Annotated in this window: 26 protein-coding genes; 17 read left to right on the top strand and 9 right to left on the bottom strand. The window is 61.9% G+C overall.

Going from position 1 to position 26437, the window contains the following annotated elements:
- The first annotated feature begins 56 nt into the window (after positions 1 to 56).
- Both AC1D11_RS06355 and AC1D11_RS06350 read left to right on the top strand, forming a co-directional pair.
- Entirely contained in the window at positions 57 to 263 is a 207-nt protein-coding gene (locus tag AC1D11_RS06355) for a DNA gyrase inhibitor YacG (protein ID WP_477649824.1), read from the top strand.
- A 63-nt stretch (positions 264 to 326) separates the two neighbouring features.
- Entirely contained in the window at positions 327 to 599 is a 273-nt protein-coding gene (locus AC1D11_RS06350) for a hypothetical protein (protein ID WP_477649825.1), read from the top strand.
- 45 nt (positions 600 to 644) lie between these two features.
- Here the strand turns inward: AC1D11_RS06350 and grxD are convergent, their stop codons facing one another.
- The 4 genes from grxD to hemA form a co-directional block, all read right to left on the bottom strand.
- Entirely contained in the window at positions 645 to 977 is a 333-nt protein-coding gene (gene grxD, locus AC1D11_RS06345) for a Grx4 family monothiol glutaredoxin (RefSeq protein ID WP_457279670.1), read from the bottom strand.
- Positions 978 to 1124: 147 nt separating this feature from the next.
- Complete coding sequence (prmC, locus tag AC1D11_RS06340) at positions 1125 to 1979, bottom strand: peptide chain release factor N(5)-glutamine methyltransferase (protein WP_477649826.1); 855 nt, start codon at positions 1977 to 1979, stop codon at positions 1125 to 1127.
- Positions 1980 to 2089: 110 nt separating this feature from the next.
- The gene (prfA, locus tag AC1D11_RS06335) at positions 2090 to 3211 is read right to left on the bottom strand and encodes a peptide chain release factor 1 (RefSeq protein WP_477649827.1); all 1122 of its coding nucleotides are present in this window, start codon (positions 3209 to 3211) and stop codon (positions 2090 to 2092) included.
- 108 nt (positions 3212 to 3319) lie between these two features.
- A complete protein-coding gene (gene hemA / locus AC1D11_RS06330; RefSeq protein ID WP_477650966.1) occupies positions 3320 to 4609 on the bottom strand; it encodes a glutamyl-tRNA reductase in 1290 nt (429 codons plus the stop codon).
- 115 nt (positions 4610 to 4724) lie between these two features.
- Between hemA and AC1D11_RS06325 the strand changes: the two genes are divergently transcribed.
- Positions 4725 to 5015 carry a hypothetical protein gene (locus AC1D11_RS06325; protein WP_477649829.1) on the top strand — a complete coding sequence of 97 codons (291 nt, stop codon included), beginning with the start codon at positions 4725 to 4727 and terminating at the stop codon, positions 5013 to 5015.
- Positions 5016 to 5019: 4 nt separating this feature from the next.
- On the opposite strand, the gene ugpQ is transcribed toward AC1D11_RS06325, so the two are convergent.
- The 5 genes from ugpQ to ugpB all read right to left on the bottom strand — a co-directional run bounded on the left by ugpQ (position 5020) and on the right by ugpB (position 10202).
- The gene (gene ugpQ, locus AC1D11_RS06320; RefSeq protein ID WP_477649830.1) at positions 5020 to 5772 is read right to left on the bottom strand and encodes a glycerophosphodiester phosphodiesterase; all 753 of its coding nucleotides are present in this window, start codon (positions 5770 to 5772) and stop codon (positions 5020 to 5022) included.
- 41 nt (positions 5773 to 5813) lie between these two features.
- A complete protein-coding gene (locus AC1D11_RS06315; RefSeq protein ID WP_477649831.1) occupies positions 5814 to 6833 on the bottom strand; it encodes a sn-glycerol-3-phosphate import ATP-binding protein UgpC in 1020 nt (339 codons plus the stop codon).
- Positions 6834 to 6895: 62 nt separating this feature from the next.
- Entirely contained in the window at positions 6896 to 7747 is an 852-nt protein-coding gene (gene ugpE, locus AC1D11_RS06310) for a sn-glycerol-3-phosphate ABC transporter permease UgpE (protein ID WP_477649832.1), read from the bottom strand.
- Between the two features lie 123 nt (positions 7748 to 7870).
- The gene (gene ugpA / locus AC1D11_RS06305; protein ID WP_477649833.1) at positions 7871 to 8752 is read right to left on the bottom strand and encodes a sn-glycerol-3-phosphate ABC transporter permease UgpA; all 882 of its coding nucleotides are present in this window, start codon (positions 8750 to 8752) and stop codon (positions 7871 to 7873) included.
- Between the two features lie 133 nt (positions 8753 to 8885).
- The gene (gene ugpB / locus AC1D11_RS06300) at positions 8886 to 10202 is read right to left on the bottom strand and encodes a sn-glycerol-3-phosphate ABC transporter substrate-binding protein UgpB (RefSeq protein ID WP_477650965.1); all 1317 of its coding nucleotides are present in this window, start codon (positions 10200 to 10202) and stop codon (positions 8886 to 8888) included.
- Positions 10203 to 10421: 219 nt separating this feature from the next.
- On the opposite strand from ugpB, the gene AC1D11_RS06295 reads away from it, so the two are divergent.
- The 14 genes from AC1D11_RS06295 to AC1D11_RS06230 all read left to right on the top strand — a co-directional run bounded on the left by AC1D11_RS06295 (position 10422) and on the right by AC1D11_RS06230 (position 26420).
- Positions 10422 to 14354: a DUF3683 domain-containing protein gene (locus AC1D11_RS06295; protein WP_477649834.1), complete on the top strand. Its 3933-nt coding sequence runs from the start codon at positions 10422 to 10424 to the stop codon at positions 14352 to 14354.
- Between the two features lie 101 nt (positions 14355 to 14455).
- Complete coding sequence (locus AC1D11_RS06290) at positions 14456 to 14869, top strand: gamma-butyrobetaine hydroxylase family protein (protein ID WP_477650964.1); 414 nt, start codon at positions 14456 to 14458, stop codon at positions 14867 to 14869.
- Positions 14870 to 15031: 162 nt separating this feature from the next.
- A complete protein-coding gene (ubiE, locus tag AC1D11_RS06285; protein ID WP_457279658.1) occupies positions 15032 to 15763 on the top strand; it encodes a bifunctional demethylmenaquinone methyltransferase/2-methoxy-6-polyprenyl-1,4-benzoquinol methylase UbiE in 732 nt (243 codons plus the stop codon).
- A gap of 39 nt (positions 15764 to 15802) precedes the next feature.
- Positions 15803 to 16792 (top strand): Tim44 domain-containing protein, encoded by a 990-nt coding sequence (locus tag AC1D11_RS06280; protein WP_477648510.1) that lies wholly within the window; start codon positions 15803 to 15805, stop codon positions 16790 to 16792.
- 244 nt (positions 16793 to 17036) lie between these two features.
- Entirely contained in the window at positions 17037 to 17669 is a 633-nt protein-coding gene (locus AC1D11_RS06275) for a hypothetical protein (RefSeq protein WP_477648509.1), read from the top strand.
- The gene (gene ubiB, locus AC1D11_RS06270; RefSeq protein WP_477648508.1) at positions 17666 to 19219 is read left to right on the top strand and encodes a ubiquinone biosynthesis regulatory protein kinase UbiB; all 1554 of its coding nucleotides are present in this window, start codon (positions 17666 to 17668) and stop codon (positions 19217 to 19219) included. The genes AC1D11_RS06275 and ubiB overlap by 4 nt, the downstream gene beginning before the upstream one ends.
- Before the next feature lie 126 nt (positions 19220 to 19345).
- Complete coding sequence (locus tag AC1D11_RS06265) at positions 19346 to 19720, top strand: FmdB family zinc ribbon protein (RefSeq protein WP_477648507.1); 375 nt, start codon at positions 19346 to 19348, stop codon at positions 19718 to 19720.
- The gene (locus tag AC1D11_RS06260; RefSeq protein WP_457279653.1) at positions 19720 to 20349 is read left to right on the top strand and encodes a DUF502 domain-containing protein; all 630 of its coding nucleotides are present in this window, start codon (positions 19720 to 19722) and stop codon (positions 20347 to 20349) included. The genes AC1D11_RS06265 and AC1D11_RS06260 overlap by 1 nt, the downstream gene beginning before the upstream one ends.
- A gap of 51 nt (positions 20350 to 20400) precedes the next feature.
- On the top strand, positions 20401 to 22206 hold the full coding sequence (gene aspS, locus AC1D11_RS06255) for an aspartate--tRNA ligase (RefSeq protein ID WP_477648506.1): 1806 nt from the start codon (positions 20401 to 20403) through the stop codon (positions 22204 to 22206).
- A 212-nt stretch (positions 22207 to 22418) separates the two neighbouring features.
- Entirely contained in the window at positions 22419 to 22865 is a 447-nt protein-coding gene (gene nudB / locus AC1D11_RS06250; protein WP_477648505.1) for a dihydroneopterin triphosphate diphosphatase, read from the top strand.
- Between the two features lie 132 nt (positions 22866 to 22997).
- Positions 22998 to 24224, top strand: a complete 1227-nt coding sequence (gene clsB / locus AC1D11_RS06245) for a cardiolipin synthase ClsB (protein ID WP_477648504.1) — start codon at positions 22998 to 23000, stop codon at positions 24222 to 24224.
- A gap of 140 nt (positions 24225 to 24364) precedes the next feature.
- Positions 24365 to 25087, top strand: a complete 723-nt coding sequence (folE, locus tag AC1D11_RS06240; RefSeq protein WP_457279649.1) for a GTP cyclohydrolase I — start codon at positions 24365 to 24367, stop codon at positions 25085 to 25087.
- A 2-nt stretch (positions 25088 to 25089) separates the two neighbouring features.
- Entirely contained in the window at positions 25090 to 25512 is a 423-nt protein-coding gene (locus tag AC1D11_RS06235; protein ID WP_348045618.1) for a BLUF domain-containing protein, read from the top strand.
- Between the two features lie 26 nt (positions 25513 to 25538).
- Entirely contained in the window at positions 25539 to 26420 is an 882-nt protein-coding gene (locus AC1D11_RS06230; RefSeq protein ID WP_477648503.1) for an EamA family transporter, read from the top strand.
- The last annotated feature ends 17 nt before the right edge of the window (positions 26421 to 26437 follow it).

The following is a 26437-nucleotide window of genomic DNA, read 5'->3' as shown; positions in this document are numbered from 1 at the left end:
CCTCCCTCGCCATCACACCCGATTGATCCCCAGACCTGTCTGCAAACATGCCTGCGATGAAGAAAGATTCCCCGCCTCTAAAACGGGTCGTATGCCCGGGCTGCGGCGGTGAAAGCATTTACGCACCCAGTAACCCTTTTCGCCCATTTTGCAGCGAGCGTTGCAAGAACATAGACTTGGGCGCCTGGGCCAGCGAAGGGTTCCGCCTGCCGGCTGATGTGCCACCTGATGATGAACAATTTGGTGACCCCAAGCTGCAATAAAGCTTGAGGCAAAACGCAGTGTCACCTGCGTTTGCGAAAGAATAAAAAAGGGAGGAAAAAGGTATGAACAGGAATTTTTGCAATGCGCTGGCTGCCGTCTTGGCCATGGCGCTGCTGGGCGGTAATGTGCAGGCTCAATCGGCCCAGGATGGGGTAAAGCCCGCCAAGGCCAAAAAAACCAGGAAGACCGCCGCTCAGCCTGGTGCGATAAATTCAGGCGGCAAAGTCAAATTCATTTCAGGGTCCGGCGAGACACCCGGCCAGCGCGATGCCCGGCTCAAACGCGAATGCAAGGGCGCAGTGGATGCGGGTGCCTGCGCGGGCTACACGCGCTGATCCATCGATGGTGCCGGTGCAAAGCCGGCACAACGCCTGCAATGCTCAGTTGGTGGTGGGGGTTCCCAGCACCTGTTGCAGCTCGCCGTTCTGATACATCTCCATCATGATGTCCGAGCCGCCGATGAACTCGCCTTTCACATACAGCTGTGGAATGGTCGGCCAGTTGCTGAACTCCTTGATGCCGTGGCGGATTTCCTCGTCTTCCAGCACGTTCACGGTGGCGGGCTTGTTCACGCCGCAGGCCTTGAGCACCTGGATGGCACGGCCGGAAAAACCGCACATCGGGAATTGGGCCGTGCCCTTCATGAAGAGGACAACGTCGCTGGATTTGACGATCTCGGCGATGCGTTGCTGGGTGGGGTCTGTCGTGCTCATGATGAAGTCCTTTAGGAATCCTGGGATAGGGGCCGAAGGGCCGGTGCCGGGCTGACAATTTCAGCCGGGCGTTTCATTTAGATGGAATCTGGAAACCAGAATTCAACAGGCCAATTATCCCGCCGTTTGGAATTTCGCGCCGATTCCTCATTCACCCGGCCACAATCCGCCCGAGCAGCGCGCGATGCCAGCCATGTCGAGCCGACTCTGGACCTGGGCAAAGCCCTCCCGGGACAGCAGGGCGCACACCGCCTCAGACTGGTCGTAACCGTGCTCCAGCAATAGCCAACCCCCCGGCACCAGGCTGTCAGGTGCCTGCCGGACGATCGCCCGGATGTCATCCAGCCCGTCCGGGCCGGCAGCCAACGCAGCCAGAGGCTCATAGGTCAGGGCCTCCAGGTGAGGGTCGGCGCTGGCGACATAGGGCGGATTGCTGGCAATCAGATGGAAGTGTCCGCTAACTTCCTCCAGCCAGTGGCTTTGAATGAAATCCAGGCTCAGGCCCAACCGGGCTGCGTTGTGACGGGCCACATCCAGCGCGCCCGCGCTGGCGTCCACCGCCACGATATGGCTCTGGCGGCCGGCCGTTTGCAAGCTGTGCGCGATGGCCAGTGCGATGGCTCCGCTGCCTGTGCCCAGATCCAGAATCTCAGGCGCCGCGGGCATGGCGCGGGTTTGCAGCAGCTCCATCGCCCAGGTCACCAGTGTTTCGGTGTCGGGGCGCGGCACCAGCACGCGAGCGTCCACCTCCAGCGCCAGACCAAAAAACTCTTTGCTGCCGACGATGTAGGCCAGAGGCTCACCGGCGGCCCGGCGCAGGCTCAGGGCGCGAAAGTCCTCGGCAGCTTTTTGCGGCAGCACATCGGTGTCATGCGCCAGCAGCCAGGCCCGGGCATCAGCGGGTTTGCCTAGCGCGTGCAGCAGCAGCAGCTGGGTGTCCAGGCGGTCCAGTCCGAGGCTCTGGGCGGCTGCAAGGGCCTGTGCGCAGCTTGGCGGATTCATGAAAGAGCTTTCTCTTTGCTATAAAAACAGGAGCTGCTTGCGCCCGTCTTTATTGGTCTATTGGCCGATTTGACATATAAAAACCAGGGGCTGGCCATTGCGTGGTTGTCTCAAAGTCCGTTGTTGGCGGTTTCAAGCTCCGCCAACAGCTCGGCGCCACGCGCCACCTGCAGCGCGGTAACCACGTCGCCCAGGTCGCCCTCCATGATGGCCAGGAGCTTGTACAGCGTCAGGTTGATGCGGTGGTCGGTCAGCCGCCCCTGGGGGAAGTTGTAGGTGCGGATGCGGTCGCTGCGGTCGCCCGTGCCCACCAGTCCCTTGCGCAGGGCCGCATCTTTGGCGGCGCGCTCGGAGCGGTCTTTTTCGTGGATGCGTGCCGTGAGCACTTTGAGCGCCTGGGCCTTGTTGCTGTGCTGGCTCCGCCCTTCCTGGCATTCGGCGACGATGCCGGTCGGGATGTGCGTGATGCGCACGGCCGAATCCGTCTTGTTGATGTGCTGGCCGCCGGCACCGCTGGCGCGGTAGGTGTCAATGCGCAGGTCGGCCGGGTTGATCTGGATGGCCACGGCTTCGTCGGGCTCCGGCATCACGGCCACCGTGCAGGCGCTGGTGTGGATGCGGCCTTGCGTTTCAGTGGCGGGCACGCGCTGTACGCGGTGGCCGCCCGACTCAAAGCGCAGCTTGCCGTACACACCGACGCCCAGGGCGTCTGTTGCGCCGTCAATGCGCAGCACGACTTCCTTGTAGCCGCCCAGTTCGCTGGATGACTCGCTGATGATTTCGACCTGCCAGCGGTTGCGCTCGGCAAAGCGGGTGTACATGCGGAACAGGTCACCCGCGAACAGCGCCGATTCGTCACCGCCGGTGCCGGCACGGATTTCGATGAAAGCCGCGCGCGCGTCGTCCGGGTCCTTCGGAATCAACATCAGCTGCAAGGCTTCGTCGATCTGCGCAATATCGGCTTTGGCTGCGGCGATTTCTTCTTCCGCCATTGCCGCCATTTCCGGGTCGTCTTTGGCTTCAGCCAGCATGCCTTCGGCACTGCTGAGGTCGGCCTCGCGGCTGGTGAGCCGCAAATACTGGTCGGCGATCACGCTCGCCTCGGCATGTTCCCGGGTCAGCGAACGGAAGCGGTCCAGGTCGCTGACCACGTCGCTGGCGGACAGCAGCGAGTCCAGCTCGTGCAGCCGTAGCAGCTGGCGGTCCAGGGTTTGGCGAAGAAAAGGTTTCATGGGAATGAGGACTGGGAAAAAGGGGGGGCGCTAGGCCGTCAACAACGACGCTCCGCCAGCGGAGCCACCGGCTTGCGCCGGCACAGGAAGTCAGTGCCTTGGCGGCCGCTAACGCTCTTTGTCGTCGGACTGGATTTTGGGCAGCTGGCCGCGCAAAAACAGCCTGGATACGGTCTGTGCCGTGGCTTCGCGGCTGTTGGCATCGCCCGCATGCAGCTCAGCCAGCGCGCCGTGCAGCATTTTCTGGGTGAGGCCGCGGGTCAGCGCGTCCAGCACCGTGTCGATGGGCTCGCCCCGGGCCAGCAGCTTTTTGGCCCGCAAGATCTCGGCGGCGCGCCACTCGTCGGTCTGCGCGTTGAGCTGCTGGATCAGCGGTACGCTGCGGCGCTGGCCCAGCCAGTGCATGAAATTCTGAACGCCCGCGTCGATGATGACCTCGGCTTGTGCCACGGCTGCCTTGCGGTTGTCCTTGCCGGTCTGCACCACGTGGGCCAGGTCGTCCACCGTGTAGAGGTAGATGTCGGGCAGGGCCTTCACTTCGGGTTCGATGTCGCGCGGCACGGCCAGATCAACCATGAACATCGGGCGATGCTTGCGCAGCTTGACGGCGCGCTCGACCGCGCCCAGGCCGATGATGGGCAGTGTGCTGGCGGTGCAACTGATCACCGCGTCGAACTCATGCAGGCGGCTGGGCAAATCGGCCAGGCGCATCACTTCGGCGCCGAAGCGGCCGGCCAGCTTTTCGCCGCGCTCCAGCGTGCGGTTGGCAATTGCCATGGCTTTTGGGTTCTTGGCGGCAAAGTGGGTGGCCGCCAGGTCGATCATCTCGCCGGCGCCGACAAACAGCACCTTGATATCGCCCAGGTCTTCAAACAGTTGGCCGGCCAGCCGCACGCTGGCCGCCGCCATGCTGATGCTGTGCGCACCGATTTCGGTGCTGCTGCGCACTTCCTTGGCCACGGCAAACGAGCGCTGGAACAGCTGGTGCAAGGTGGTGCCCATGGCGCCTGCGTCTTCGGCGGCGCGCACGGCGTCTTTCATCTGGCCCAGGATTTGCGGCTCGCCCAGCACCATGGAATCGAGCCCGCTGGCCACGCGAAAAGCATGACGGGCCGCCGCATCGTCGTGCAGGGTATAGGCATGTGAGCGCAGCAAAGCCGGCGAAACGCCGCCGCTGTGTGCCAGCCAGTCCAGCGTGTGTTCCAGGTCGTTTGTTTCGCCCGCGCAATAAATCTCGGTGCGGTTGCAGGTCGACAGCAGGGTCGCCTCGGGCTGGCGCGCCAGCGACTCGCGCAGGCCGCGTAAAGTGGGCTCGATTTGGTCCAGGGCGTAGGCAAATCGCCCGCGCAAATCGAGCGGTGCGGTGTTATGGTTTAGCCCAAGGGCCCAGACTGACATCTCCCGATTATAAAATTGAAGCGCTCCGGCAGGCAGGAAACCCGGACAATCACCGTGATAGCCCTTTTTCGGACGTCTTTCTGGCGCCCGGTTGTTCTCCCCATCGACCCAACGCATGACCTTTTACCTGCTGGCCAATCACCTGCTCAATTTTGTCGTGCCAGCGGTCGCCGTGGCCGTGCTGTTGGTGTTGTGCAGCCGTCTTTTGGGTGGTTTGTTTGGCTCAAAAAGGCCGTTAGCCCAGAGCTGGTGGGCGCAAGCAGCTATTGTTTTTATAGTAAATGTGGCGATTTTGGTCGCCGGCCTGCTGTTCTTCGGCCATGACGGGAAGATGCTGACCTACGCCGCCATGGTGGTTGGGGCCGCAGTTTGCCAGTGGTTTTTGCTGGGCGCCTGGCGGGCCTGAGACCCTAGTCGGGCTTGAAGACGTCGACCGCATCCGTGATGATGCCGTCGGTGCCCAGGGCCAGCAGCCGCTGCACGTTCGCTTCGTCATTTACCGTATAGCTCAGCAATTTGAATCCGGCTTTTTTGGCCTGGGCCACCGTATCGGCATTCCAGAGCTTGTGGTTGCAAACGATGGCCACGCAGCCCAAGCCTGTCGCAGTTTCCAGCCAGTTGGCGGGGAGTTGGTCGAGCAGCAGGCCGCGCGGCAATTGGGGTTGGGCGTTTTTGGCGGCCTCCAGCGACAGCGGCTGAAAAGACGTCAGCAGCGGCGGAACCGCCGTGCCCTGCCACAGCCGGACCGCCTCATTGGCGACGACCGTCCCGGTATGGCTTTCCGAACCCGGCGTGGGCTTGATCTCAATGTTCAGGAAGTAGCCGTGGTCCAGGCAGTAGCGGGCAATGCGCTCAAAGCTGGCGAGGCCTTCCGCGGCAAAAGCCGGCGAATGCCAACCGCCCGCATCCAGCTTTGCCAACGCGTTCCAGAGCTGTGCGCCAGCCACACCCTTGCCATTGCTGGTGCGTTCCAGGGTGGCGTCGTGCAGCAAAAAGGGAACGTCGTCGGCGCTCAGTTTCACGTCGCACTCAAACATGCGGTAGCCATGGCTGGCGCCCATCATGAACGAGGCCAGCGTGTTCTCAGGCGCCAGCTTGCCGGCGCCGCGGTGTGCCACCCAGCGCGGATACGGCCAGTTGGCGGCAGATACGGGATTTGTCATGGTGTTCTCAGGACCTGTGGAGACGAGGCGAAAGCCGGAAATTAGATCCGCTTGCCCGTTTCGGAGTCAAACCAGTGAAGGCGGTCTGCGCGCGGCGTAACGTGGATGGTCGCGCCGATCTCGGGTGCCGTTGAGAGGCTTTCGTCGGTGCGCACGATGATGGCTTCGCTGCCCATGCGGCAGTACAACAGGCGCTCGGCGCCCAGCATTTCGATCGTGTCGACCTGCACTGCCCAGCCGGTGGGACCCACCGTCAGGTGCTCGGGGCGTATGCCCAGAATGGCGCCGGGCTTGCCGCCGAAGTCGGTGTTCGGTGCCTGCTTGAGCAAGTTCATGGGCGGTGAACCCATAAAGCTGGCCACAAAGGTGGTGGCAGGCCGGTTGTAAACCTCTTCCGGTGTGCCGAACTGTTCCATGCGGCCGGCGTTCATCACCATCATGCGCTGGGCCAGCGTCATGGCTTCGACCTGGTCGTGCGTGACGAAGAGGGATGTGATGCCGAGTTCGCGGTGCAGCTTCTGAATTTCAAGACGCGTCTGCACGCGCAGTTTGGCGTCCAGGTTGGACAGCGGCTCGTCAAACAAAAAAACCTGCGGCTGGCGCACGATGGCGCGGCCCATGGCCACGCGCTGGCGCTGCCCGCCGGACAGGGCACGCGGCTTGCGGTCCAGCAAGTGGCCCAGCTCGAGGATTTTGGCGGCCTTGTCGACACGCGTCTTGATCTCGTCCTTGGGCACCTTGGCGATCTTCAGGCCGTAAGCCATGTTGTCGAACACGCTCATGTGCGGGTAAAGCGCGTAGTTCTGGAACACCATGGCGATGTCGCGCTCGGAAGGCTCCAGTTCGTTGACGACCTTGCCGCCAATGGAAATTTGCCCGTCGCTGACTTCTTCCAGCCCAGCCACCATGCGCAGCAGGGTGGACTTGCCGCAACCCGAGGGCCCGACGATGACGATGAACTCGTGGTCGTTGATCTCAGCGTTCACGCCGTGCAGAACCTGAAGTGCGTCCTTGCCGGAGCCGTAGCGCTTGATGACGTTGTTGAATGAAAGGGATGCCATGTCTGTATTTCCGTTGTGTCTTGGTTGTTCTTGGCTGTCAGGGCCGCTCTGGGCTGTGGCGTTTATTTCTCGGTGTCGACCAGGCCCTTGACGAACCATTTCTGCATCAGCACCACCACGAGGGCGGGCGGCAGCATCGCCAGAATCGCTGTGGCCATGACCACGTTCCATTCGTTCTGGCCGTCGCCGCCGGCGATCATGCGTTTGATGCCCACGACGACCGGGTACATGTCTTCACTGGTCGTGGCCAGCAGCGGCCAGAGGTACTGGTTCCAGCCGTAGATGAACTGGATGACAAAAAGCGCGGCGATCGAAGTCTTCGACAGCGGCAGCAGCACATCAAAGAAAAAACGCATGGGGCTGGCGCCATCCATGCGTGAGGCTTCGGTGAGCTCTTCAGGCACCGTCAGGAAGAACTGGCGGAACAAGAAAGTCGCCGTGGCCGAGGCAATCAGCGGCACCGTGAGGCCTGCATAGGTGTTGAGCATGTTCAAGTCTGACAACACCTTGTAGGTGGGCAAAATGCGCACCTCCACCGGCAGCATCAGCGTCACAAAAATGGCCCAGAAGCAGGTCTTCTTGAACGGAAAGCGGAAGTACACGATGGCGAATGCCGACAGCAGCGAGATCGTGATCTTGCCGATGGCTATCACCATCGCCGTGACGAAGCTGACCCACATCATGTGCGCCACGGGTGCGTTGGAGCCGGCAGCGGATTCACGCCCGAACAGCGCGGCCTTGTAGCTGTCGAGCATGTTGGTGCCCGGCAGCAATGGCATGGGCGCCTGCACGATCTCCTGCGCGGTGTGGGTCGAAGCCACAAAGGCCAGGTAGAGGGGGAAGGCGACGATAAAGACGCCCAGGATCACGATGACGTGGGCAAGTATGCCGTGGGTTCCGCGTTTTTCAACCATTGGCGTTCACCTTGGACTGTATGTGTGAGGGATAGACATGTTTTTCCGCCGGGCCGCCCCAAGGAAAAAAGCGCCCCCTCGGGGGGCAGCGCATTACATGAAATGAAAAGCGTGGGGGCGTCATCAGTACTGAACCTTCTTCTCTACGTAGCGGAACTGGATGACCGTCAGGGCCACCACGATGATCATCAATACCACCGACTGCGCAGCCGAACCTCCCAGGTCCATGGCCTTGAAGCCGTCGTAATACACCTTGTAGACCAGGATGGCCGTGTCCTTGCCCGGCCCGCCCTGCGTGGCGGCGTCGACGATGGCAAAGGTGTCGAAGAAGGCGTAGACCACGTTGATCACCAGCAGGAAGAAGGTCGTGGGCGACAGCAGCGGGAACTGGATGGTCCAGAAGCGGCGCCATGGGCGGGCACCGTCAATCGCGGCGGCCTCTATCAGCGATTTTGGTATGGACTGCAGGCCCGCCAGGAAGAAGAGGAAGTTGTAGGAAATCTGTTTCCAAACCGAGGCCATCACGATCAGGGTCATGGCGTGGCCCGAATCGAGCAGGTGGTTCCAGTTGATGCCTATCTTGCCCAATGCATAGGCCACCACGCCCAGCGAGGGCGAAAACATGAAGACCCACAGCACGGCCGCCACAGCCGGAGCCACAGCGTAGGGCAACACGAGCATGGTTTTGTAGAACATGCCGCCGCGCACGATGCGGTCGGCAAACACCGCCAGCAACAGTGACAGGCTGATGCCGATGCCGGCCACCATCACCGAGAAAAAAGCGGTGGTTTTGAACGATTCCACATAACTTGGGTCGTCCAGCAGCTGCCTGAAATTATCCAGCCCGACGAACTCGATGGAGGTGCCGAAAGGATCTTGCTGTTGCAGCGACTGCAGCAGGGCCTGCCCCGCCGGCCAGAAGAAAAACACCAAAATGACCGCCATTTGCGGCAGCAGCAGCAGCCAGGGCAACCAGCTGGATCGGAAGACAACGCGTTTTTCCATAGGGCCTTCAGTGGGCAAAAACTGTGAGTGCTAAAACATAAAAACCCGCCTGGCCGTCTCTTGTCTGGAAGAGCGGGGAGTCAGGCGGGCCGAGTGTAGCCCGTCGGTCGGGCTTGCTCTGTCTCGTGGGCGATCAGCCGCCCTTGTTGGCTTTCTGGAAGCGCTCAAGCTGCTCATTGCCGCGCTTGACGATGGAGCCCAACGCTTCCTTGGCAGTCTTTTTGCCGTTCCAGACCTGCTCGAGTTCTTCGTCCTCGATTGCGCGAATCTGCACATAGTTGCCCAGACGGATGCCGCGGCTCTTGTCCGTGACCTTGCGGATCATCTGCGTGACCGCGACATCGGTGCCCGGGTTCTGCTTGTAGAAGCCGGACTTTTCGGTCAGGTCGTACGATGCCATCGTCACAGGCAGGTAACCGGTGCGCTTGTGGCTGGCCGACTGCACTTCAGGCGTGGATATGAAGCTGAAGAACTTGGCGACGCCCTTGTATTCGGCCGGCTTTTTGCCCGACATGACCCACAGACTGGCGCCGCCGATGACGGTGTTTTGCGGCGCGCCGGGAACGTCCTGGTAATAAGGCAGCGGGGCCAGGCCGTAGGCGAACTTGGCGTTTTTCGCCACGTTGCCGTAAAAGCCTGAAGACGTGTTGATCATGGCGCACTCGCCCGACACGAAGCTGGCTTCCGGTACGTTGCCGCGGCCCTTGTAGATAAAGAGGCCCTGTTTGGCCATGTTGGCCAGGTTCTCGATGTGGCGCACGTGCAGCGGCGAATCCACCTTCAGGCGCGCATCCATGCCTTGCAGGCCGTTGGCTTTGGAGGCGAACTCGACGTTGTGCCAGGCTGAAAAGCTCTCAACCTGTGTCCAGTTCTGCCAGGCGGTCGTGAAGGGGCATTTGTGACCGGAGGCCTTCAGTTTGGCGGCGGCGTTGACGACTTCAGGCCAGGTGACGGGGGCCTTGTCGGTAGGCAGGCCCGCAGCCTTGAACGCGTCCTTGTTGAAATAGAAGATAGTGGTGGAGCTGTTGAACGGAAAGCTCAACATCTGGCCGTTTGGCGCGGTGTAGTACCCGGCAACAGCGGGGATGTAGGCTTTCGGGTCGAATTTTTCTCCGGCGTCCTGCATGATCTTGCCGACCGGGACGATGGCTCCCTTGCTGGCCTGCATTGTGGCGGTGCCCACTTCAAAAACCTGAAGGATATGCGGCGCATTGCCGGCGCGGAAAGCCGCGATGGAGGCCGTCATGGATTCGTCGTACGTGCCCTTGAAGGTGGGCACTACCTTGTATTCCTTCTGGCTCTCATTGAATTGCTTGGCCAGGTCATTGACCCATTCGCCGTTGACGGCCGTCATTGAATGCCACCACTGGATCTCGGTCTGGGCCTGGCTGGCCAGCGGGGCACACAGGCCGAGGGCCGCGAAGGCGAATGCTGAGAGACGGTTTTTCATTAAAACTCCTGGGATTGGGCGCGCACCGGGGCGCGCCACGTTAAACGGGACAGTGTAGAAACTGTTTGTGACACGCGATTTAATCGATTTGCGGGCTTCCCGACAAGCGGGATTTCCATAAGGACACATACGACTTCCATGCGCCAAGGGTAAATGTTGCGCTGCGGTAATATAGGGCAACAGCGCTGGACACGGGTCCGAAGCCGCTGGCTTTTCACGATGAACGCCCCTACTACCCTCCAAGAATTGAACGTCTTTGCCGATGACGCAAAGGCTGGCGAAGCCCGCATCCGCGAGATTCCCTATAACTACACCTCGTTTTCCGACCGCGAAGTGGTCATCCGCCTGCTCGGCGAACGGGCCTGGGACCTGCTGAACCGGCTTCGCGACGAACGGCGCACCGGCCGCTCCGCACGCATGCTGTATGAAGTGCTGGGCGATGTCTGGGTCGTGCAGCGAAACCCCTATTTGCAGGACGACCTGCTGGACAACCCCAAGCGGCGCAAGCTGCTGGTCGACGCCTTGCAGCACCGTTTGACTGAGGTAGAAAAACGCCGCACACCGGATGCAGACCAGCAGCGCGACGCCATTGTGGGCGAACTGCTGGACGCCGCCCGCGGCGCCGTCGCCCGCTTCTACACCTCTTTCAGCGAGATGTACGACTTGCGCCGCCTGACGGAACGCAAGCTGCGCAAGCTGACGCTCAAAGACAACATCAAGTTCGACGGCCTCTCGCGGGTGTCACATGTCACCGATGCGACTGACTGGCGCGTCGAGTACCCGTTTGTGGTGCTCACGCCCGACACTGAAGCTGAAATGGCCGGCCTGGTCAAGGCCTGTATCGAGCTTGGCCTGACAATCGTGCCGCGCGGCGGCGGCACCGGTTACACCGGCGGGGCGATTCCGTTGACCTGGAAATCGGCCGTCATCAACACCGAAAAACTCGAAGCCATGACCGAGGTCGAAATGGTTTCGTTGCCCGGCGTTGACAAGCTAGTGGCTACCGTGTGGACTGAAGCCGGCGTGGTCACCCAGCGTGTGGCCGACGCGGCCGAGCGCGGCGGTTTCGTCTTCGCGGTCGACCCGACCTCTGCCGAAGCCTCCTGCATAGGCGGCAACATCGCGATGAACGCGGGCGGCAAGAAGGCCGTGCTGTGGGGCACGGCGCTGGACAACCTGGCTTCGTGGCGCATGGTCACGCCCCAGGCCGAGTGGCTGGAAGTCACGCGCGTAGGCCACAACCTCGGCAAGATCCACGATGCCGAGATGGCCAGTTTCGAACTCCAGTATTTCGAAGCCGACGGCAAAACGCCTATCCGCACCGAGCGGCTGGATATTCCCGGCAAAACCTTCCGCAAGGAAGGCTTGGGCAAAGACGTCACCGATAAATTCCTCAGCGGTTTGCCCGGCATCCAGAAAGAGGGTTGCGACGGCCTCATCACCAGCGCGCGCTGGATCGTGCACCGCATGCCGGCGCACACCCGCACCGTGTGCCTGGAGTTCTTCGGCAATGCCAAGGATGCCGTGCCCAGCATCGTCGAGATCAAGGATTTCATGTTCGCCGAGCAAAAGCGCGGCGGCGCCATCCTGGCGGGGCTGGAACACCTGGACGACCGCTACCTGAAGGCGGTCGGCTATGCGACCAAATCGAAAAAGCACGGCGGCCTGCCGAAGATGGTGCTGTTTGGCGACATCGCTGGCGACGACGCCGATGTCGTGGCGCGCGCCACGTCGGAAGTCGTGCGCATTGCCAACTCCCGACACGGCGAAGGTTTTATCGCCATCAGCCCCGACGCCCGCAAGAAATTCTGGCTGGACCGCAAGCGCACCGCAGCGATCTCCAAGCACACCAATGCCTTCAAGATCAATGAAGACGTGGTGATTCCGCTGCCCCGTATGGCCGAATATACCGACGGCATCGAGCAGATCAATATCGAGCTCAGCCTGGCCAACAAGATACGCCTGTGCGACGAGCTGGAGACTTTTTTCCTCAAGGGCAACCTGCCCCTGGGCAAATCGGACGATGCCAACGATATTCCTTCGGCAGAACTGCTGGAAGACCGTGTGGGCCAGGCGCTGGCGCTGATAGCTGAGGTACGCGCGCTATGGTCCGGCTGGCTGGCGGGTGTAGGGACCCTGTTCCCGCAGTTGCAAGACCACTCGCTGCGCGCCAGCTGGAAAACCGATATCCGGGCCCAGCTTCAGGCGATTTTCTCGGGCGGCGCGTTTTTGCCCATCCTGGAGGAATGCAATGCCATCCACAAGCGTGTGCTCAAGGGCCGTGTCTGGGCGGCGCTGCACATGCACGCCGGCGACGGTAACGTGCATACCAACCTGCCCGTCAACAGCGATGACTACGAGATGCTGCAAACCGCGCATGTGGCGGTGGCGCGCATCATGGTGCTGGCCCGCTCACTGGATGGCGTGATCTCCGGGGAACACGGCATCGGCATCACCAAGCTGGAGTTCCTGACCGACGAAGAGCTGCGGCCCTTTACCGAATACAAGCAAAAAGTCGATCCGGAAGGCCGCTTCAACAAAGGCAAGCTGCTACGAAATCAGGAGCTGCTCGCGCACGGTGGAAGCGGGCTGCAGGCCAAAAACGATGCTAAACCGATCTTGCATGCCGATTTGACCAATGCCTATACCCCCAGCTTCGGCTTGATGGGGCATGAGTCGCTGATCATGCAGCAGTCGGACATCGGCGCCATTGCCGACAGCGTGAAGGATTGCCTGCGTTGCGGCAAATGCAAACCGGTATGCGCCACCCATGTGCCGCGCGCCAACCTGCTGTACAGCCCTCGCAACAAGATTCTGGCCACCTCGCTGCTGGTGGAAGCTTTTCTGTATGAAGAGCAGACCCGGCGCGGCGTGAGCATCAAGCACTGGGAAGAGTTCGAAGACGTGGCTGACCACTGCACTGTGTGCCACAAGTGCCTGACGCCTTGCCCGGTAGACATCGACTTCGGCGAAGTATCGATGAACATGCGCAACCTGCTGCGCAAGATGGGGCAGAAGTCCTTCCGGCCCGGCAACGCCGCCGCCATGATCTTCCTGAATGCCACCAGCCCGCAGACCATCAAGTTCATGCGCAGTGCGATGGTGGACGTGGGCTTCAAGGCCCAGCGCCTGGCCAACGACCTGATGCGCCGGCTGGCGCGCAAACAGACGGCGCTGCCGCCCGCGACAGTCGGCAGGGCACCTGTGAAAGAGCAGGTGATCCATTTCATCAACAAGAAGATGCCGGGCGGCCTGCCCAAGAAGACCGCGCGTGCGCTGCTGGACATCGAGGACAAGGACTACGTTCCCATCATCCGAAATCCCAAGAGCACCACGTCGGAAACCGAGGCGGTGTTCTATTTCCCCGGTTGCGGTTCCGAGCGCCTGTTCAGCCAGGTGGGCCTGGCGACGCAGGCCATGCTCTGGCACGCGGGCGTGCAGACCGTGCTGCCACCGGGGTACCTGTGCTGCGGTTATCCGCAGCGCGGCAGTGGCCAGTTCGACAAGGCCGAAAAAATCATCACCGACAACCGGGTGCTGTTCCATCGCGTCGCCAACACGCTGAACTACCTGGATATCAAGACGGTGGTGGTGAGCTGCGGCACCTGCTATGACCAGCTGCAGGGTTACGAATTCGACAAGATATTCCCGGGCTGCCGCATCATCGACATCCACGAATATTTGCTCGAAAAAGGCATCACCCTGCGCACCGACCAGCCCGGCGCGGGCTACCTCTATCACGACCCCTGCCACAGCCCGATGAAGCTGCAGGAGCCGATGAAGACCGTCAAGGCGCTGCTGGGCGACAACGTGCTTAAAAATGACCGTTGTTGCGGTGAGTCGGGCACGCTGGGCGTTACCCGGCCGGACATTTCCACGCAGATCCGTTTTCGCAAGGAAGAAGAGCTGCGCAAGGGCGAAGCCCAGCTTCGCGAAGCTGGTGCCGTTGCCGAGGCGGGGAACGTCAAGATACTCACCAGCTGCCCGAGTTGCCTGCAAGGCCTCTCGCGCTACGGCAACGATCTGCAAAACGGCCTGCTCGAGGCGGACTACATCGTGGTGGAAATGGCCAATCAGATCCTGGGCAAGGAGTGGCTGCCCACGTATGTGGAGGCGGCCAACCACGGCGGCATCGAACGGGTGCTGGTCTAGGGCGATTTCTGGTTTTGATGTCAACGGGCTTATTGCCAGAATGCCGAATCCTCATGAAGGCCTGATGCGTCCGGCCTTTTCTTTTCAGAAAGCGATTTCCCATGGCAGGCCTTCAACCCGGTTCACCCACGCCCACCGCACTGACGGTTCACAGCCAGTCGCGCATTCTTGAAATCGCGTTCTCCGACGGCGCCGAGTTCAGGATTCCGTTTGAACTCATGCGCGTCTATTCGCCCTCGGCGGAGGTGCAGGGCCATGGCCCGGGCCAGGAAATTTTGCAAACCGGCAAACGCGAAGTGACTGTGGTTGAGCTCGAGCCTATTGGCAATTACGCGGTCAAGCCCGTGTTTTCCGATGGCCATGAGAGCGGAATCTTCTCGTGGGACTACCTCTACAAACTGGGCACCGACCAGGCCCAGCTGTGGGACGAGTACCAGAGGCGCCTGCAGGCGGCCGGTGTTGAGCGCGACGCACCCATGGCCGCCCCCGGCGGCCACGGCTGTGCAAGCCACTGATTCGGCGAGCGGTACGAAGACCTTTGTCGCTCCGCGGCGGGGAATGCGCGGTTCACACCACTGTTGTTTTTCCAGCATAAAAGTGGGCAATAAGCCGCAATGCCCCATGTCAGCTCAGGGTTGTCGAGAGCAATTACACCTTTGCCCTCTAGCATTGATGGTATGAGCAGTACCCATTTCGGTTTTGAATCCGTCGACGAGCAGGACAAGGCACGCCGTGTGCGCGGGGTGTTTGACTCTGTGGCCCCCAAATACGACGTGATGAACGACCTGATGTCCATGGGCCTGCACCGTGCCTGGAAGGCCTACACGGTGCTGGTGGCCAATGTCAAAGAGGGCTACCAGGTGCTGGACATCGCCGGCGGCACGGGCGACCTGGCGCTGGCCTTTGCCCCCAAGGTGGGCAGCACAGGGCGTGTGGTGCATACCGATATCAACGAGGCGATGCTTCGCGAAGGCCGCAACCGGCTGCTCGATGCTGGCGTCAGCTTGCCCACCCTGGTGTGCGACGCCGAACACCTGCCGTTTCCCGATGCGAACTTCGACGTGGTGACTGTCGCCTTCGGGCTGCGCAACATGACGCACAAGGAAGATGCGCTGCGCGAAATGAATCGCGTGCTCAAGCCCGGCGGCAAGCTGCTGGTGCTGGAGTTCTCCAAAGTCGCCAAGCCGCTGGAAAAAATTTACGACTGGTATTCCTTCAAGGTGTTGCCGCGGTTGGGCAAGCTGGTGGCCAATGACGATTCAAGCTACCAGTACCTTGCTGAATCAATTCGCATGCACCCCGGCCAGGACGAGCTGAAAGCCCTTATGCATAAAAGTGGTTTCGGCCATGTGGACTATCACAACATGACAGGCGGAGTTGTGGCATTGCATGTTGGAATCAAGTGTTGAAAAGTCGAACGGCCTGAAAACCGTGATCAAGGAGACGATATGAAAATCTGGCCGGCAATTTTTTCCGCAGTGCTTGCGTTAACCCTGACCCTGGGGGGAACGGCTGCTGACGCCAAACGACTGGGCGGTGGTTCTTCATTTGGCAAACAGTCGTCCAACGTGACCAAGCGTGAGGCGGCGCCTGGCGGTGCCAATGCCGCCAAACCGGCGGCCCCTGCGGCAACGCCGGCGCCTGTTGCGCCCAAGAAACCCTGGGGTGCCATGCTGGGCGGCCTGGCCGCAGGTCTGGGCCTGGCGTGGCTGGCTTCGTCGCTGGGCCTGGGCGGCGCCTTCGGCCAGATCATCATGTTCGCCTTGCTGGCGCTGGTGGTCATGCTGGTGATCGGCTTCATCATGCGCAAATTCAAGGGCGGAGCGGCTGGTGCGCAAGGTTCTGCGCCCGGGCAGGCACCCTTTGCCTTCCAGGGTGCGGGCAATGCCACCACCCCCAAGAACTACAGCCCTGAAAACGTCGGCAACGATGCATCCGCACGCCCCTGGGAACGCAGCAGCATGGCTTTTGACGCCAACAAATACGATGCGGCAGCGCCCGCAGGCGGTTCCATGATCGGCTCGGCCCTGCTGGGGGCGCAGTCCTGGGGTGTGCCGGCTGGTTTTGACGCCGAAGGCTTTCTCAAGGCCAGCAAGGCCAACTTCGTCACGCTGCAGGATGCCTGGGACCGCTCCGACATCCAGAACCTGCGCGCCATGATGACGGACGACATGCTCGAGCAGATCAAGACCCAGCTGGCCGACCGCGAGTCGCACACCGGCGGCGTGGTCAACAAGACCGAGGTCGTGATGCTGGATGCGCAATTGCTGGGCATCGAGGAACTGAGCGACGTCTATATGGCCAGCGTGGAGTTTTCCGGCATGATCCGCGAAGACGCTTCCGCAGGCGCCAGCCCCTTCCGCGAAGTCTGGAACATGACCAAGCCACGCAGCGGCGGCAGCGGCTGGCTGGTTGCCGGTGTACAAGCGCTCCAATAACCCCCGTCCAGGCTCACTTCGTGTAGCCTGTTCCCCCCTTTCAGGGGGCGGCGCCTGCGGCCCGGCAAAGCCGGTTCCGCGGCCCCCGCTGGTGAAATACCTCCAGTGGTAGTGCCCAAAGAATTCTTCAAGCCAGCATGAGCCGCGGGACTGGCTTCGCCAGACCGCAGGCGGGCGGCCCCCTCGGGGGGCAGGGAGCGACACGAAGTGCGCGACCGTGGGGGCCATGTCAGAATGGGGACGTATGAATACCACGTCCCCTTTTTCTTTTCTGGAATCCATTGCCACCCGCTTTCAGCCGCCCGCCTGGGTGGTGGATGAGGGGCAGCAACGGCTGGTGCTCTTCCTGAACCATGTCCTGATGCAGGAAAAGCAGGCGCAGGACCGCCTGCTGCGGCAAAAAGGGCGCGTGGTGCACCTGCGCTGGGGCCTGTTTGCTATTGACCTGGTGGTGACGCCGGCGGGCCTGGTGGATCGAGCCCAGCCTGCTGCCAAACCGGACCTGCTGCTGGCTGTGGCCACCGAATCGCCCCTGACCGTGATGCAGTCCGTACTGGCCGGCAAGCCGCCGCCGGTGAAAATCGAAGGCGATGTGCAGCTGGCCGCCGAACTGGGATGGCTGGCTGAAAACCTGCGCTGGGATGCCGAAGAGGACCTTTCCCGCTTGATCGGCGACGCTCCCGCGCATGCAGTGGCCGACGCCGGGCGGCGAATTTTTGCGGGACTCAAGCAGTTTCTGGCAAGTACACCTCTTGCGTCAGCCCCAACTTCCTCCGCGGCAGCAACCTCCGGCGCCCAACCCCCTGAAACGGTGCCCAAGGCGGGTCCTCCTGCGGCAGGCGGCGATGCCGAGCCAGTGAAAGCACCTGCTGCATGAGTCGCCTCTTCCGAGGTGTCTTTATCGTCTGGACCGTGCTCCGGTTTGGCCTGGATGAGCTGGTGCTCTCCAGTTTCGAACGTCCCTGGATCCGTTTGCTGACCCGCATCGTTTCGCTGGGCCGCAATCTGAAGGCGCCGCGCGGCGAGCGCCTGCGCGAAGCGCTCGAAAGCCTGGGGCCCATCTTCGTCAAGTTCGGCCAGGTGATGTCGACACGGCGCGACCTGCTTCCGCCCGACATCGCCGACGAGCTTGCGCGCCTGCAGGACCGGGTGCCCCCTTTTGAGTCCGCCGTCGCCGTCGCCATCATCGAAAAAGCCTTTGGTCGGCCGCTGGACCGCATCTTTGCAAGCTTCGAACAAATCCCCGTCGCCAGCGCCTCGATCGCCCAGGTGCATTTCGCGACCCTGCCAAACGGCCGTGAGGTGGCCGTCAAGGTGCTGCGGCCCAATATGCTGCCTGCCATTGAGAAGGACCTGGCGCTGATGCACATGATGGCCGGCTGGGTGGAAGGCGCGTCGGCTGATGGCAAACGCCTCAAGCCCCGCGAGGTGGTGGCCGAGTTCGATAAATACCTGCACGACGAGCTGGACCTTCTGCGCGAGGCGGCCAATGCGGCCCAACTGCGCCGCAACATGCAAAACCTCGACCTGGTGATGATCCCTGAAATGGTCTGGGACTTCTGCATGCCCGACGTCATGGTGATGGAGCGCATGAAAGGCGTTCCGATCAGCCAGGCGCAGCGCCTGCGCGATGCCGGTGTCGACATGAAAAAACTGGCGCGCGACGGCGTCACCATTTTCTTCACCCAGGTGTTCCGCGACGGTTTTTTCCATGCCGATATGCACCCCGGCAATATCCAGGTCAGTCTGGCGCCGGAGACCTTTGGCCGCTACATCTCGCTGGACTTCGGCATCGTGGGCACCCTGACCGAGGTCGACAAGGAATACCTCGCGCAGAATTTCAGCGCATTTTTCCAGCGCGACTACAAACGCGTGGCCGAGTTGCACCTGGAATCCGGCTGGGTTCCGCCCGAGACACGCGTGGACGAGCTGGAAGCCGCCATTCGCGCTTGCTGCGAACCCTACTTCGACCGTCCTCTCAGGGAAATTTCGTTGGGGCTGGTGTTGATGCGGCTGTTTCAGACCTCGCGCCGTTTCCATGTCGAGATCCAGCCTCAGCTGGTGCTACTGCAAAAGACCCTGTTGAACATCGAGGGCCTGGGCCGCGAGCTGGACCCTGACCTGGACCTCTGGAGCACCGCCAAGCCTTTTCTCGAGAAATGGATGCTCGAGCAGGTGGGACCGGAAAAACTGCTGGCCCAGCTCAAGGCGGAAGCGCCCGCTTATGCCAAGTTGCTCCCGGGTTTGCCGCGCCTGCTGTCCCAGTACCTGAAATCACCCCCCGGAATCAACCGGCGGGAGCTTGAGGAGCTGCTGTATGAGCAAAAGCGTACCAACAAACTGCTGCAAAGCCTGATTTATGGCGGTTTGGGCTTTGTGTTGGGGCTGATTGCCATGCAGTTTGTCCTGCGGATACGGGTGTTTTAGGGCCGGCCGGGGAAGGTCTCAACGGCCTATAATTGAAGGCTTTGCATCTGGGAGCCTTTTCCAGGCAAATTCCCCGGGATATTCCCGGGAATACCCCGGGGACAGCCCCTCAAAGCCTTAAGCACTATGCCAATCTACGCCTATAAATGCGAGTCCTGTGGGCATGCCAAGGACGTTCTGCAAAAAATCTCCGATGCTCCCCTCTCGGTGTGTCCGCAATGCGGCGAACCCGCATTCAAAAAGCAGGTCACGGCGGCGGGTTTCCAGCTCAAGGGCTCGGGCTGGTACGTGACGGACTTTCGCGGTGGCAACAGCACAGGCGTGCCCGCGCCCAAGACTGACGGCGGCGAAGCCGCCACTGCCAGCGGCAACGGGGCGGACAGCAAGCCGGCCGATTCCGGTGCAGCCGCGCCGGCAAGCACCGCAGCAGCCCCCGCTCCCGCGCCAGCCGCACCCGCCAAGGCTTCGGCCAGCGACTCCTCTTCCAAGACTTCCTCGTGATGGCTTCGATCCGCCGATGGCTTCTGGCCGGACTGTTGGTGCTGGTGCCCCTGGCCATCACGCTGTGGGTGCTCGACTGGATCGTCGGCACGCTGGACCAGACGCTGCTGATTCTTCCCGGCGCCTGGCATCCCGACAAGCTGCTGGGTTTCCATATCCCCGGTTTCGGCGTGCTGCTGACGCTGCTGATCGTGCTGCTGATGGGCGCGGTTGCCAGCAATTTCTTCGGCAAGAAACTGGTCCGCTGGGGCAACTCGTTCCTGAGCCGCATTCCCATCGTGCGCTCCATCTATTCCAGCGTAAAGCAGGTCTCCGATACGGTGTTCTCGGAAAACGGCAATGCCTTTCGCAAGGCCTTGCTGGTGCAGTGGCCGCGTGAAGGTGTCTGGACCATCGGCTTTCTGACGGGACTGCCCGGCGGCGATGTGGTCAATCACCTGCAGGGCGACTACCTGAGTGTTTATGTACCCACCACGCCCAATCCCACCGGTGGCTATTTTGTGATGCTGAAAAGAAGCGACTGCATTGAGCTCCAGATGAGCGTCGATGAGGCTTTGACCTACGTGATTTCCATGGGCGTCGTGGTGCCCTCCAAACCTGTACCGCGGCCGCTGACCCCTCCCCTTTAAACGGCGAAAATTGCAACACTGCGCGCGAGGCGCTGAAAGTCCGAGATTTTTATGGCTATCGTTTCCCAAATGCGTTCGAACTATTGCGGTCTGGTGACCGAGGCCTTGCTGGGCCAAACCGTGAGCCTGTGCGGCTGGGTCAATCGCCGCCGCGACCATGGCGGTGTGATTTTTATCGACCTGCGGGACCGTGAAGGCTACGTCCAGGTGGTCTGCGACCCGGACCGCGCCGACATGTTCAAAACCGCCGAAGGCGTGCGCAACGAGTTCTGCGTGCAGGTCAAAGGCGTGGTGCGGGCCCGCCCTGAAGGCACGACCAACGACAACCTCAAAAGCGGCAAGGTCGAGGTGCTGTGCCACGAACTGATCGTGCTGAACCCGAGTGTCACGCCGCCGTTCCAGCTTGACGACGATAACCTGTCGGAGACGACGCGCCTCACGCACCGTGTGCTGGATTTGCGCCGCCCCTACATGCAGAACAACCTGATGCTGCGCTATCGCGTGGCCATGGAAACCCGCAAGTTCCTCGACGCCAACGGCTTCATCGACATCGAAACCCCGATGCTGACCAAGAGCACGCCCGAAGGCGCGCGCGATTACCTGGTGCCCAGCCGCGTCAACGAAGGCATGTTCTTCGCGCTGCCGCAAAGCCCGCAGCTGTTCAAGCAACTGCTCATGGTGGCCGGTTTTGACCGCTACTACCAGATCACCAAGTGCTTCCGCGACGAAGACCTGCGCGCCGATCGCCAGCCCGAATTCACACAGATCGATATCGAGACGTCCTTCATGGGCGAGCAGGACATCCGTGACCTGTTCCAGGGAATGATCAGCAACATTTTCAAGACCGTGCTCAACACCGACCTGGGCGAATTTCCGGTGATGGCCTACAGCGAAGCCATGCATCGCTTTGGTTCCGACAAACCCGATTTGCGTGTGAACCTGGAGTTCACGGAACTCACCGAAGTCATGGCGACGGTGGACTTCAAGGTTTTCAGCACGCCTGCCACTACCGTTGGCGGCCGTGTGGTTGCCCTGCGCGTTCCCGGGGGTTCCGAAATGAGCCGCGGCGAGATCGACGGCTACACCGAGTTCGTCAAGATCTACGGCGCCAAGGGCCTGGCCTGGATCAAGGTCAATGACATCACCAAGGGCCGCGACGGCCTGCAAAGCCCCATCGTCAAGAACATCCATGACGCGGCGATTGCAGAAATCCTCAAGCGCACCGGGGCCCAGAACGGCGACATCCTTTTCTTCGGCGCCGACAAGGCCAAGGTCGTCAACGACAGCATCGGCGCGTTGCGCCTGAAGATCGGTCACAGTGAATTCGGCAAGAAAACCGGCCTGTTCACCAAAGGCTGGAAGCCGCTGTGGGTGGTAGATTTTCCGATGTTCGAATTTGACGAGGAAGGCCAGCGCTGGAGCGCGGTGCATCATCCGTTCACCGCACCCAAAGACGGGCACGAAGACTGGATGGACACCGACCCGGGCCGCTGCATCGCCAAGGCATACGACATGGTTCTCAATGGCTGGGAGCTGGGCGGTGGCTCGGTCCGTATCCACCAGGCGGACGTGCAGAGCAAGGTCTTCAATGCCCTGAAGATCGGACCGGAGGAAGCGCAGCAGAAGTTCGGCTTCCTGCTGGACGCATTGCAGTACGGCGCACCGCCCCACGGCGGCCTGGCCTTCGGCCTGGATCGCATCGTCACCATGATGACGGGCGCCGAGTCGATCCGCGACGTGATCGCTTTCCCGAAAACCCAGCGCGCCCAGGATTTGCTCACGCATGCTCCGAGCCCGGTGGACGAAAAGCAACTGCGCGAACTGCACATTCGCCTGCGTAATCCACAGCCCGTCTAGTCATAGTGCCCCCACGCTTGCCACTTTGTGTGCTGCGCGAGGCCTTGCAGGCCGCGGCTTGCGGGACGCTTCGCCTCTGTCGCCCGTCCCAAGCTGCGCAGGCAGCTTGGGAGCCGCGGGCTCCAGCCCCTAGGGGGCCGTCGCTTGCTCGGGGCGGCCCTTCGCGGCGCGGCGCGCTCCGTTGACGTCACTCGATTCGGGAAGTGAGTGCCTTGAAAGCCTTCAAGATCCCCGAGTCTGTGCTGGTCGTTATTCACACACCGCAGCTGGACGTGCTGCTGATCGAGCGCACCGACAACCCGGGGTTCTGGCAGAGCGTCACGGGCTCCAAAGATACGGCGGGCGAAACCTTGCTGCAGACCGCGGTGCGCGAGGTGCTGGAAGAGACCGGCATCGCAGCCGCGCCCGGCCAGTTTCGCGACTGGGGCCTGTCCAACGTCTACGAGATTTATCCAGTCTGGCGCGCCAGGTATGCGCCCGGCATCACCCACAACACCGAACATGTCTTCAGCCTGTGTGTGCCTCAGGCCTGCGATGTGAAGCTCAGCCCCAGGGAGCACACCGCCTGGCAATGGCTGCCGCACTACGCCGCCGCCGACCTGTGTTTTTCCCCTTCAAATGCGGAAGCGGTGCTCCTCCTGCCGAAATTCATGGCTTGAGCCGCGCAGCGCGCAGGCGCAACACTTTGTGAGTTTGGCGTTTCACTGGATTGGCAAACATCGGCCAGTCGGTTCAAATGGAATGGACCTTCCCGCCAACTCTCCACACTTCCAGGAAAAAAGCCGCTGGCCATGTTTCCACTCCACAAGTCCGGTGCGTTGCAACTGCTTCAGGGCGGCCGGGACTTTTTCCCTGCACTCGTCAAGGCCCTGGATGCGGCGCAGACCTGGATCCAGCTGGAAACCTATATTTTTGATTTCAACGGTGCCGGCACGGATGTCGCCGAAGCACTGGTTCGCGCGGCCCGGCGCGGCGTAACGGTGCAGGTGCTGGTCGACGGCATAGGCACCGGTCCCCTTCCGGCCGAGTGGCGCGAAAAATTCGCGGCGTCGAAAGTCGACTGGTGCGTGTACTCGCCCCTGGGGACGGGCCTGAGCCGCCTGGGGCTGCTCCTGCCGGAGCGCTGGCGCCGGCTGCACCGCAAGCTCTGCGTGGTGGACCAGCACACGGTGTTTTGCGGCGGCATCAATGTGCTCGATGATTTCTACGATCCCAACCACGGGGAGCTCCAGACTCCGCGCGTCGATTTCGCTGTGGCTGCCACCGGCCCGCTGGCGCAGGAGGCCGCCGATGCCATGGCGCTGCTGTGGTGGCGTGTGCAGGCCGGTTACAGTGCGCGGCAGCGTCACATGGCCGCCGCATGGGAGAAGTTCAAGGCGGCGGGGTACGGCGGGCGCACCGGCAGCACATCGCTCGCGACGGGTGACGGGTCTGGCGTTGCCGGCCCCAAGGCAGCGCTGATCCTTCGCGACAACCTGCGCAATCGCAGCAGCATCGAGCGCGCTTACCGCAGGGCCATCGGCAAGGCGCACCGCGAAATCATCATTGCCAATGCCTATTTCCTGCCGGGTGGCAAGCTGCGGCGCGCCCTCATCGGGGCGGCCAGGCGCGGTGTGCGTGTCACCTTGCTGCTGCAGGGGCGCTACGAGTACTTCATGCAATACCATGCGGCCCGGCCCGTCTACGGCGCCCTGCTGGAAGCCGGCGTGGAAATCCATGAGTACGAAGCCGGTTTCCTGCACGCCAAGGTGGCTGTGGTGGATGGGCATTGGGCCACCGTGGGTTCATCCAACCTGGACCCGCTGAGCCTGCTGCTGGCCCGCGAGGCCAATGTGGTGGTCGAAGACAAGGCCTTTGCCGAAAGCCTGGCGGGTATTGTGCGCGAGGCCATGGCGAAACAGGGGCGGCGCATGGAGCCGGCCGACCACAGCCATCGCCCCTTTGGCCAGCGGCTGCGGGGCTGGATAGCCTATGCCCTGGTGCGGCTGGCGCTGCTGGTGGCAGGCCAGCGCTATTGAGGCGCCTTGCGCCTGCCCGGCCTTCATGCCGTTAGCTATGAATTTGATAGCTGCTTGCGCTCATGAGGAAAGGGCTGGAGGCCAAAAACCTTATCAAATTCCGGACAAGACGGTTTAGGGGCGGGCTGGTAATATCTGGCATGCTTATGAAATCCGATACGCCCCCCCAGGACGCGACCGACGAGGGCACGCCCGTCTCCGTCAAGATCCGCGAACGCCTGGCCCAGGCACGCAAGCGTTTTCACGCCAACGACAACATCGCCAAATTCATTGAGCCGGGCGAGCTGGAAAAGCTGCTCGATGAAGTGACCGGCAAGATGCAGGGCGTGCTCGACAGCCTGGTGATCGACACTGACGGCGACCACAACACCAACAACACCGCGCGCCGCGTGGCCAAGATGTACCTCAACGAGGTGTTCAAGGGCCGCTACGTGCATGCGCCCACCATCACCGAGTTTCCCAACGCCGAGCACCTCAACGAGCTGATGATCGTCGGGCCCATCACGGTTCGCAGCGCCTGCTCCCACCATTTTTGTCCCGTCATCGGCAAGATCTGGATCGGCGTGCTGCCCAATGAGCACACCAACGTGATCGGCCTGTCCAAATACGCGCGCCTGGCCGAGTGGGTCATGGGCCGTCCGCAGATACAGGAAGAGGCGGTGGTGCAGCTGGCCGACCTCATCATGGAAAAAACCCAGCCCGACGGCCTGGCCATCGTGATGGAAGCCAGCCACTACTGCATGGCCTGGCGCGGCGTGAAAGACATGGACAGCAAGATGATCAACTCGGTGATGCGCGGCGTCTTCCTGAAAGATTCGACCTTGCGCCGCGAATTCCTCGCATTGATCCCGCAGAAAGGCTGACCATGTTGGTACGTTTACTTTACGCAAGCCGCGCGGTTGATACGAGCCCGGAAGCTATCGAGGGCATCCTCTCGCAGTCGCGCCAGCACAACCCCTCGTCCGGCATCACCGGCATCCTCTGCTACGGCGGCGGTATCTTCCTGCAGGCGATTGAAGGCGGCCGCATGGCGGTCAGCGAACTGTTCGGCCACATCCAGCAGGACGCCCGCCACAAGGACGTGATCCTCCTGCATTTTGAAGAAATCTCCGAGCGGCGCTTCGGCGGATGGACCATGGGCCAGGTCAACCTGTCCAAACTCAACCATTCCATCCTGCTCAAATACTCCGAAAAAGCCGAACTCGATCCGTACTCGGTGTCGGGCAAGGTGTCTTTCGCACTGCTGGAAGACCTGATGGCGACCGCTTCCATCTGCGGCCGGGTTTGAGGCCTGCGTACCGCCAGGCCTGACGCGTGTCTCCAGGCGCCCTGGCCCTCGTACTCCTCGCCGGACTAATTCACGCCAGCTGGAACATCGCCGCCAAGAAGGCCGGCGGTGATGCCCGCTTTGCCGCTTTTACCGGCCTGGTGCTGCTGGTGGCGTGGGCGCCGTTGGGTATCTGGTTCGGCATTGCCGAGCTGCCGCGCTGGGGTTGGGCTGAATGGCTGCTACTGTGCGCCAGCGCCTTGCTGCACACCATCTATTACATCGTCCTGTTGCGCGGCTACCGCAAGGCGGACCTCACCGTGGTCTATCCACTGGCGCGGGGCTCGGGGCCGCTGCTGTCGTCGCTGGCCGCCATCTTGCTGCTGGGCGAGCAGATTTCCGCGCTCGGTGTTGCCGGTATCGCGGGTGTCGTGGGCGGCGTGTTTCTGGTCGCCGGTGGGCCGGGCCTGTGGCGCGCCTCGCACGACCCGGCGCAGCGCCAGCGGGTGCGCAAGGGCATGGTCTATGGTTTGCTGAGCGGCGCCTTTATCGCCAGCTACACCGTCGTCGATGGCTATGCGGTCAAGATCCTGCTGATGTCGCCGATCCTGGTGGATTACATGGGCTGCCTGCTGCGCATGGTGGTACTGGCACCCGCCTTGCTGCGCGACCCCGCTGCGGCCAGGGTGTTGTGGAAGCAGCAATGGAAGTACGCGGTGTTTGTCGGCGTCGTCAGCCCCGTGTCCTATGTGCTGGTGCTGTACGCCATGCAGACCGCGCCGCTGTCGCATGTGGCGCCTGCGCGCGAGGTGTCCATGTTGTTTGCCGCGCTGATAGGCGGCCACTTGCTGGGCGAGGGCGACCGTGCCTTACGCCTGATCGGCGCCGCCTGCATTGCGGCAGGCGTGATGGCGCTGGCGCTGGGCTGAGACCGTGATCGAGGCCG

The sequence above is a fragment of the Polaromonas sp. P1_E11 genome (assembly GCF_056405995.1).
This window is presented reverse-complemented; position numbering and strand designations above follow the sequence as displayed.